The following is a 1249-nucleotide window of genomic DNA, read 5'->3' on the forward strand; positions in this document are numbered from 1 at the left end:
CCCKSCCCYGASKKCCCGGGGCCCCGGACCCCCGGGCCCCGGACCGGCAGGTGCACCGGTCCCAAGGGCAGGGAGCCGGCAGCCGTGCCGGGGCGGAGCTCAGCCCTCGGTGCGGCCCTCGTCGGCCAGGGCCGGGACTCGCCGCCCGGTGACGTTTCTTGTGGCCGGGCTCACACCTTGGCGGCGGCCTGCTCCACGGCCTCCAGGGCGAGATTCCACGGGAACGCGCCGGGGCGGCCCTGCCCCGGGGGTTCGGGGACGAAACCGCCCTCCCCGTACAGCACCCGCACACCGGCGCCCCGCAGAACCTCCAGGGAACGGGCGAACTGGGGGTGCCGGACGTAGGCGGCGTTCACGCACGGCATCGTCACCAAAGGGATGCCCTTGCCGATCGCCTCGGCGGCGAAACCGACGACGAACTTGTCCGTGATGCCCAGTGCCCACTGGTTGAGGGTGTTGAACGTCGCGGGTGCCACCAGGGCCACCGTCGCGGGCGGCCAGACGTCGGGGCCGCCGGGGAGCTTGTACCCGGAGCGCACGGGGCGTCCGGAATGGCGCTCCAGGGAGGGCAGTTGACCGTCCAGCCAGTGCGCCGCGGTCGGCGTGAGACCGAGGCACACATCCCAGCCCGCTCGCCGGGCGTCCCGGACGACATCGGCGATCCGCAGCACGGGTGGTGCGGCGCAGGCGAGCAGGTACAGGACACGTGAGGTCATAGGCGCATCCCACCATGAATGCCCGCCGGGCACCTTTCCCGCCCTCTCCGCGCCCTTTCGCCGTCTCGTGCGCCTCTCTCACACCCCGCCCCACCGGCGCAACTTCGCGGAACTCGATCGAGTGGTGATCCCGGCCGCAAACCGGTTCGCCACGTCACCGTGCGTACCGTGCCGGGGCATCGGAAAGTCGAACGGAGTCGCGGATGCGCGGGCTGAAGGAAGAACACGCGGGCGTCCGTATCGCCCACCAACGCAAACTGGCCGGACTGACCCAGCGCGGTATGGCCGCCCAGATCCCCTATTCCTACAGCCTGTTACGGCAGGTCGAGGAAGGCCGCAAGAACGCGTCGCCCGACCTGATCTCGGCGGTGGCGCGACTGCTGCGGATCGATGTGACCGTGCTGACCGGACAGCCGTACGTCACCGAGCTCCAGCAGGACAGGCTCGCCGCCCTGATCCGCCCGATCCGTGAGTCCCTGGACCTCTACGACCTCGAGGACGGACTCGTGCACGTACCGGGGGCGGACGGCAGC

Annotated in this window: 2 protein-coding genes; one reads left to right on the plus strand and one right to left on the minus strand. The window is 71.4% G+C overall.

The window, feature by feature from the left end; genetic code table 11:
• Positions 1–170: 170 nt before the first annotated feature.
• Positions 171–716, minus strand: coding sequence for a flavoprotein (locus tag AB8Z75_RS34705; RefSeq protein WP_369209085.1), 546 nt, complete (start codon positions 714–716; stop codon positions 171–173).
• A gap of 203 nt (positions 717–919) precedes the next feature.
• On the opposite strand from AB8Z75_RS34705, the gene AB8Z75_RS34710 reads away from it, so the two are divergent.
• Positions 920–1249, plus strand: a 330-nt coding sequence (locus tag AB8Z75_RS34710) for a helix-turn-helix domain-containing protein (RefSeq protein ID WP_369209087.1), incomplete at its 3' end; no start/stop codon positions are given.

It is taken from the genome of Streptomyces sp. PU-14G, from assembly GCF_041028275.1.
Lineage (GTDB): Bacteria > Actinomycetota > Actinomycetes > Streptomycetales > Streptomycetaceae > Streptomyces.